Origin of the sequence: Alienimonas sp. DA493, assembly GCF_043951915.1 — a bacterium.
Lineage (GTDB): Bacteria > Planctomycetota > Planctomycetia > Planctomycetales > Planctomycetaceae > Alienimonas.
In genome coordinates this window covers 1-6,236 of record NZ_JBINJD010000230.1, presented here as the reverse complement: position 1 = coordinate 6,236, position 6,236 = coordinate 1, and the positions used below count along the sequence as shown (strand labels likewise).

The window sequence follows — 6,236 nt, the reverse complement described above, 5'->3', positions numbered from 1 at the left end:
CGGCCCTGATCCCCCGAGCGTAGAGGTCCCGCGCCGCCCGCTCAAGAACCGGCCGCCGCCCCCGCGGAGCGAACGGGCGCCGCCGGGGGGCCGGTATGATCTCGGCGGACGCCCCGCAGTCGGCGGGGGCCGCCTTTTTCAGGCCGAGCAGTGAACGGGAACGACCTCGAGGGCGTCGCCTCCGCCGCGGTGACGCTGTTCCTGATCATGGACCCGCTGGGGAACGCGCCGGTCTTCAACGCGGTCCTGTCGAAACTCGAACCGGAGCGCCGGACGGCGGTCGTGGCCCGCGAGTTGGCGATCGCGCTGGTGATCCTGCTGGGGTTCCTGTGGGCGGGGCATTTCATCCTCGCCTTTTTGGGGCTGACGGAATCCTCCCTGAACATCGCCGGCGGGGTGCTGCTGTTCGTCATCTCCCTGCGGATGATCTTCCCCGGCCGTGGCGACGGCGGGGCGGAGTTCGAGACCGACGACCCGTTCATCGTGCCGCTGGCCGTCCCCCTGATCGCCGGGCCCTCGACGATCGCGGCGCTGCTGCTGTTCCGCTCGAAGGAGCCGGATCACATGTGGGAATGGACCGCGGCGCTGCTGCTGGCGTGGCTCGGGACCACCGTGCTGCTGGTGGGCTCGCCGAAGATCCTCGCCGTGATCGGCCGGCGGGGCTCCCGGGCGCTGGAGCGGCTGATGGGGATGATCCTCGTCCTGCTCGCCACGCAGATGCTGCTCAACGGCGTCGGCGATTTCGTGCGGAGCCTGTGACGGCCCCGCGGCCCGGATGTCGGCCGGGGGACGCGAGACCGCTGGCTCCCGGCCGCGAAGGCGGTTCTGATGGAGGAATGCACGCCGTCGCCGCTCGTCGTCCCCCGTTCCTTCGCAGCCTCGCGGCGCTCGTCCCGCTGTGGGCGGTCGCCTGTGCGGGCGCCGCCGCCGCGGAGGAGACGGAGCGGCCGAACGTGCTTGTGATCCTCGCGGACGACCTCGGGTACGGGGACGTGAGCTGCTACAACCCGGAGTCCCGGATCGCGACGCCGAACCTGGATCGGCTGGCGTCGCAGGGGATGCGATTTACGGACGCTCACACCCCCTGCACCGTCTGCACGCCCACCCGGTACGGGCTGCTGACCGGCCAGATGCCGTTCCGCGTGCCGAACGGCGGCCGCGTCTTCTCCGGGGCCGGCGGACCGTCGCTGATCGCCCCGGGCAAGCTCACCCTTCCGGAGATGCTCCGGCAGGAGGGCTACGCGACCGCCTGCGTGGGGAAGTGGCACCTCGGGTTGACGTTCTACGACGAGGCGGGCGAGCCGATCCACAACGGGGGCCCGGACGGCGTGAAGCGGATCGACTACGCCCGCCGCATCGACGGCGGCCCGCTCGACTGCGGGTTCGATACGTTCTTCGGCACGGCCTGCTGCCCCACGACCGACTGGTTGTACGCCTACATCGACGGCGCCCGCATCCCGCTCCCGCCGACCGGCCGGCTCGACAAGTCGACGCTCCCCCGGCACCCCTACGCCAACGACAATCGGCCAGGATTTCAAGCTCCGGACTTCGATCTGGAGACCGTCGACCTCGAGTTCCTGGAGCGGAGCCAGACGTTCCTGCGGGAGCACGTCGCCAACACGCCCGAGCGGCCGTTCTTCCTGTTTCACTCCGCCCAGGCGGTGCACCTGCCCTCCTTTCCCGCGGACCCGTTCAAGGGGAAGAGCGGCGCCGGGCCGCACGGCGACTTCATCCTCGAACTGGACGCGATCGTCGGGGCGCTGATGAAGACGTTGGACGAACTGGGGCTGGCGGAGAATACGCTGGTGCTGTTCACCAGCGACAACGGACCGGAGGTCCCGACGGTCTACCACATGCGGCACGACCACGATCACGACGGCTCCCGGCCGTGGCGGGGCGTGAAGCGGGACAACTGGGAGGGCGGGCACCGCGTGCCGTTCATCGCCCGCTGGCCGGGCCGGATCGCGCCGGGGTCCGTCTCGGACGAACTCGTGTCGCTGACGGACGTGATGGCGACCGCCGCGGACATCGTCGGCTACGAGCTGCCGAACGACGCGGCGGAGGACAGCTTCAGCCTGCGGCCCGTGCTGTCGTCGGAGCCGTCGGAGCCGTCGGACGGGCCGGTCCGCCCCTACCTGCTCGTGCAGGGGTTCCGCGGCCGCGGGACGCTGGCGCTGCGACGCGGCGATTGGGCGTACCTCGACCACCCCGGCTCCGGCGGCAACAACTACGCCAACCATCCGCAACTCCGGGAGTATCAGCTCCCCGAACCGGCGCCGGAGGCTCGGTACTCGCTCTACAACCTCGCGATGGACCCCGGGCAGCAGGATAACGTCGCGGACGAGGAGCCGCAGGTTCTGGCCGAGATGCAGGCGCTGCTCAAAGCGACGAAGGAAACCGGCCGCAGCGTCCCGCGACGGGATTAGCGCGGACCGCCCCCGGCTCTACGCCGTCGCGTTCAGGCGTTCCTGACGGTCGAACTCCAGCAAGCCGCTGATGAGTTCTTCCAGGTCGCCCTGCATCACCTGGTCGAGCTTGTGGATGCTCAGGCCGATGCGGTGGTCGGTGATGCGGTTTTGGGGGTAGTTGTAGGTGCGGATCCGCTCGCTGCGGTCGCCGGAGCCGATGAGGGTGCGGCGGTTCTCGGCCCGGGCGGCGTTCGCCTCGGCCTCGCGGAGTTCCAGCAACCGGCTCCGCAGCACCCGCATCGCCTTGGCCCGGTTCTTGTGCTGGGACTTTTCGTCCTGGATCTTCACCACCAGGCCGGTCGGCGTGTGGGTGATGCGGACGGCGGACTCCGTTTTGTTAACCTTCTGCCCGCCGGGGCCGCCGGCCCGCATGGTGTCGATCTCCAGGTCCTCTGGCTTGAGTTCGACCTCCACCTCGCTGGCCTCCGGCAGCACGGCGACGGTCGCGGCGCTGGTGTGCACCCGGCCCTGCGTCTCCGTCTCCGGCACCCGCTGGACGCGGTGGCCGCCCGATTCGAATTGGAGGTTCAGAAAGGCCCCGTCGCCGGTCACGCTGAAGGTGAGTTCGCGGAAGCCGCCGAGGTCCGTGGCGCTGCTGTCGATCACCTCGATCTTCCAGCCCTTGCCCTCGCAGTAGCTGCGGTACATCTCCCACAGGTCCCGGGCGAACAGGGCGGCCTCGTCGCCGCCGGCGCCGCTGCGGATTTCCATGATGAGCGAACCGCGGGTCGCCGCGTCGCCGGCCGCGGCGAGCTCCTCCAATTCGGCGGCCATCTGCTCCCGCTTGGCCTCCAGTTCGTCCACCTCGGCCTGGGCGTAGGCTTTCGCGTCGGCGTCGGTCTCCTCGGCGAGCATCTCCTTCGCCGCGGCGAGGTTCTCCTCCAGTTCGTGGTAGGCGCGCACCGGGAGAGCCACCTTTTGCAGGCCGCCGTGCTCCCGCTGGAGCTCGATCATCCGATCGATGTCGGAGGCGACGTCCGGGCTCTGGAGTTGCTTTTCCAGTTCCTCGAAGCGGGCGTATTTCTGTTCGAGGGAGGGGAACATGGGCGTGGGGGCCGCTCTGCGGACCGTGTGCGGGGCGGGCGTGGAGAAGGGAGGCGGTCCGCGGGGCGGACCCGACGGCGGTCGGCGCATGAAAAAGCCCGGGCCGTCGGACACGGCCCGGGCGACGAGGCGCGACGCTACTCCGCAGCGTCGGCAGTCTTCTTCTTGGCGAACTTGGCGTACTTCTTCTGGAACTTCTCGACGCGGCCGGCGCTGTCCACGTATTTCATCTTGCCCGTGTAAAACGGGTGGGACGTGCTGGAGATGTCCACCTTGACCAGCGGGTACTCGCTGCCCTCGAAGGTGCACGTCTCCTTGGACTGCATCGTGGAGCGAGTCAGGAACTCCTCGCCGCTGTTGGTGTCCCGGAACACGACCGGGCGGTAGTCGGGGTGAATGTCTTTTTTCATCGAATCAGCGGGGCGGTCGGCCGGGAGCGCGGGGCCGTCAGGATATTCCGGCGCCGCGAAACCGCAACCCGGAGAGAGGTTCAAAGGAAAGACTTACGCCGCCTCGCGCCGCGATTCGGCCGACGTCGGGGCGGGCGCCGCGACGGGGCGGGGGGCCAGGGCCGATGCGGAGCGGCCGGTCAGCAGGCGGCCCCAGCGGGTGCGGCGGGAGAGCGGTTCGGTCGCCAGCGTCAGCCCCAGGGCGGCGGCGAAGACGAGCAGCCACTCGACGTCCGCCGGCAGGTCCGCGAACCACAGGCCCAACTGCATCCCCCCGACGAGGGGCTGGTGGATCACGTAGATCCAGAACGACGCCCCCGCCAGCTTGGTGACCACGGCCCCGGCGGGGCGACCGGAGCTGACCCCGTGCACCAGCGCCGCGGTCAGCCCCCAACCGGCGCACAGGGCCGCCGGCAGCACGAACAGGCGGTCCGAGCCGTCCGCCAGCACGGTCGTCCGCACGGCGAGGACCAGCGGAACGGCCGCCGCGGCCGCGGCGAGCGTCAGCGGGCCGACGGCCCCCGCGGAGTCCGCCAGCGCCGCGCGGTTCCGCCAGCAGAGCCAGCCGAACAGGAAGCAGACGCCGGAGTGCAAAAACTTCTCCGTGTGCGGGAACCAGTGGTGCTGGAAGCCCAGATAGATCTCCGGCTCCGCGGCCAGCACGACGAACAGGCCCGCGGTCGGCAGCGTCCAGCGCCAACTGGTGCGCATCACGCCGTCCAGCCAATTCAGCGCCCGGGCGGCGGCGGGGTTCTCCCCCCGGTCGGCCGCGGCGGCGACGGCGTTCAGCGGGACCTGCAACAGCGACCAGAGGAACAGATATTCGAGGTACCACAGGTGGGAGGTCCCCCAGAGCACGTCCTCAACCCACCCGGGCAGATCGAGTTCGCGGAACTCCGCCCAGCTAATCCGCCCGGTGAGGGGCAGCGAGAAGACCCAGATCGCCAGCGAGGCCGGCACCACGGTCGCGAGGCCGACCAGCAGGGGCACGAGGATCCGCTTCACCCGCCCGGAGACGAACGCGGCGGCGTCGTCCCGCTCCGCCAACCGACCGCTGAAAAACCCGCTCATGCCAAAGAACAGCGGCATGACGAGGGCCTCGGCGACCCAGAACAGCGGGTCGGCGAACCGCCCGGCGGTCTCCTCGCCGACCGGCACGGTCCACAGCAGACCGGGCAGTTCGCCGCAGGCGTAGGGCAGGGCGGCGTGGAAGGCGACGACCAGCAGCATCGCCCCGGCCCGCACCCGCTCGAACCCCGGCAGACGGGCGCCGTCGGCGACGGCCGCCGGGGCGTCCGCGGAGATCGGCAACGTGGCGGGGCGACGGGGCACGCCCGCATGTACAGCAGGCGGGGTCCGCGTGTCAGCGCCGAACCTCAGCCTTTTTCCTGGTCGGAACGTTTTTCCTCACCGGTCGCCGCCCCGCCGGACGCCGCGGTCGCCCGTCGCAGCTTGGCGAGGAAGGCGTCGCTCATGCCGGCGGCCCGCCGCGGCGGCTCGAGGAAGGTGCGGCCCACCGCCCGGGCCGGCTGATTCGGCATCTCCAGCCGCGAGGCCCAGGCGTCGAACTCATCGCCCCCGTCTCCCTCGCCGATCTCCGGGGCGAACCGCCCCAGCCACCGCAGGCCGAAGGCGACGTGTTCGATTTCGTCCTCGTGGATCGCCCGCATCACGCCGGCCCCCTTCGGGTCGCCGGCGGCGTCGAACTGGGCGGCCAGTTCCAACGACTCGTCCAAGTTACGGGCCTCGAACACCAGCGGGAGCACGCACAGGTACTCCGCCTCGTCCCGAAACCGGGCGGCGCTCCGCCAGACGTGGCCGTTCACGACGTACTGCCCGAACCGGGCGCCGCAGGCCGCGGCCCGGGCGAGGTGCATGCGGGTGTGCCGCAGTTCGTCGCAAAGGATCGCCCCCAACTCCGCCCGGAACGCCGCCGGGGCCCGGGGGAAGGCCAGCAACACGGAGGCCATCACCTCGGCCGCCTGCAACTCGTGATTGGCGAGGATGTGGTGGGCCACGCCGCGGCGGCCGCGGTCCCGCAGGGCGTCCCCGCGGGGCAGCTTCGGGCCGTTCTTCCGGTAGCGGAACCGCAGCCCCGCGGGCCGGGCCGGCACGGCAACGCGCACCGCCGAACCCGGGCGCTCGTCCGTCAGCGGCCCGCGGGGCGGACGCAGCTTGCGGTCGATCTCCGCCGAGAGCAGCACGCGGGCGGCGAGGTCTCTCAGCGTCATTCCGTGCTGCGGTTGGAGCCGCGACCGTGAGGGAGCGTCACTCG

General features: G+C 70.9%; 6 protein-coding genes. 2 read left to right on the top strand and 4 right to left on the bottom strand.

Annotated features, from left to right (window positions below; translation table 11 throughout):
• Positions 1-150: 150 nt before the first annotated feature.
• Both ACG2DA_RS21305 and ACG2DA_RS21300 read left to right on the top strand, forming a co-directional pair.
• Positions 151-759, top strand: coding sequence for a MarC family protein (locus ACG2DA_RS21305; protein WP_395258511.1), 609 nt, complete (start codon positions 151-153; stop codon positions 757-759).
• A gap of 77 nt (positions 760-836) precedes the next feature.
• Complete coding sequence (locus ACG2DA_RS21300) at positions 837-2,426, top strand: arylsulfatase (protein ID WP_395258509.1); 1,590 nt, start codon at positions 837-839, stop codon at positions 2,424-2,426.
• Between the two features lie 18 nt (positions 2,427-2,444).
• On the opposite strand, the gene prfA is transcribed toward ACG2DA_RS21300, so the two are convergent.
• From prfA to ACG2DA_RS21280, 4 genes are all read right to left on the bottom strand, one after another.
• Positions 2,445-3,512, bottom strand: coding sequence for a peptide chain release factor 1 (prfA, locus tag ACG2DA_RS21295; RefSeq protein ID WP_395258508.1), 1,068 nt, complete (start codon positions 3,510-3,512; stop codon positions 2,445-2,447).
• 137 nt (positions 3,513-3,649) lie between these two features.
• Positions 3,650-3,922, bottom strand: coding sequence for a type B 50S ribosomal protein L31 (locus ACG2DA_RS21290; protein ID WP_395258506.1), 273 nt, complete (start codon positions 3,920-3,922; stop codon positions 3,650-3,652).
• Between the two features lie 93 nt (positions 3,923-4,015).
• Positions 4,016-5,293 (bottom strand): acyltransferase, encoded by a 1,278-nt coding sequence (locus tag ACG2DA_RS21285; RefSeq protein ID WP_395258504.1) that lies wholly within the window; start codon positions 5,291-5,293, stop codon positions 4,016-4,018.
• 44 nt (positions 5,294-5,337) lie between these two features.
• Positions 5,338-6,192: a DUF455 family protein gene (locus ACG2DA_RS21280; RefSeq protein WP_395258503.1), complete on the bottom strand. Its 855-nt coding sequence runs from the start codon at positions 6,190-6,192 to the stop codon at positions 5,338-5,340.
• Between the last annotated feature and the right edge of the window lie 44 nt (positions 6,193-6,236).

Bases quoted from the DNA above. Each gene is read 5' to 3' on its own strand.
- ACG2DA_RS21280 (WP_395258503.1), bottom strand. From the start codon at position 6,192: ATGACGCTGAGAGACCTCGCCGCCCGCGTGCTGCTCTCGGCGGAGATC.
- prfA (WP_395258508.1), bottom strand. From the start codon at position 3,512: ATGTTCCCCTCCCTCGAACAGAAATACGCCCGCTTCGAGGAACTGGAA.
- ACG2DA_RS21290 (WP_395258506.1), bottom strand. From the start codon at position 3,922: ATGAAAAAAGACATTCACCCCGACTACCGCCCGGTCGTGTTCCGGGAC.
- ACG2DA_RS21300 (WP_395258509.1), top strand. From the start codon at position 837: ATGCACGCCGTCGCCGCTCGTCGTCCCCCGTTCCTTCGCAGCCTCGCG.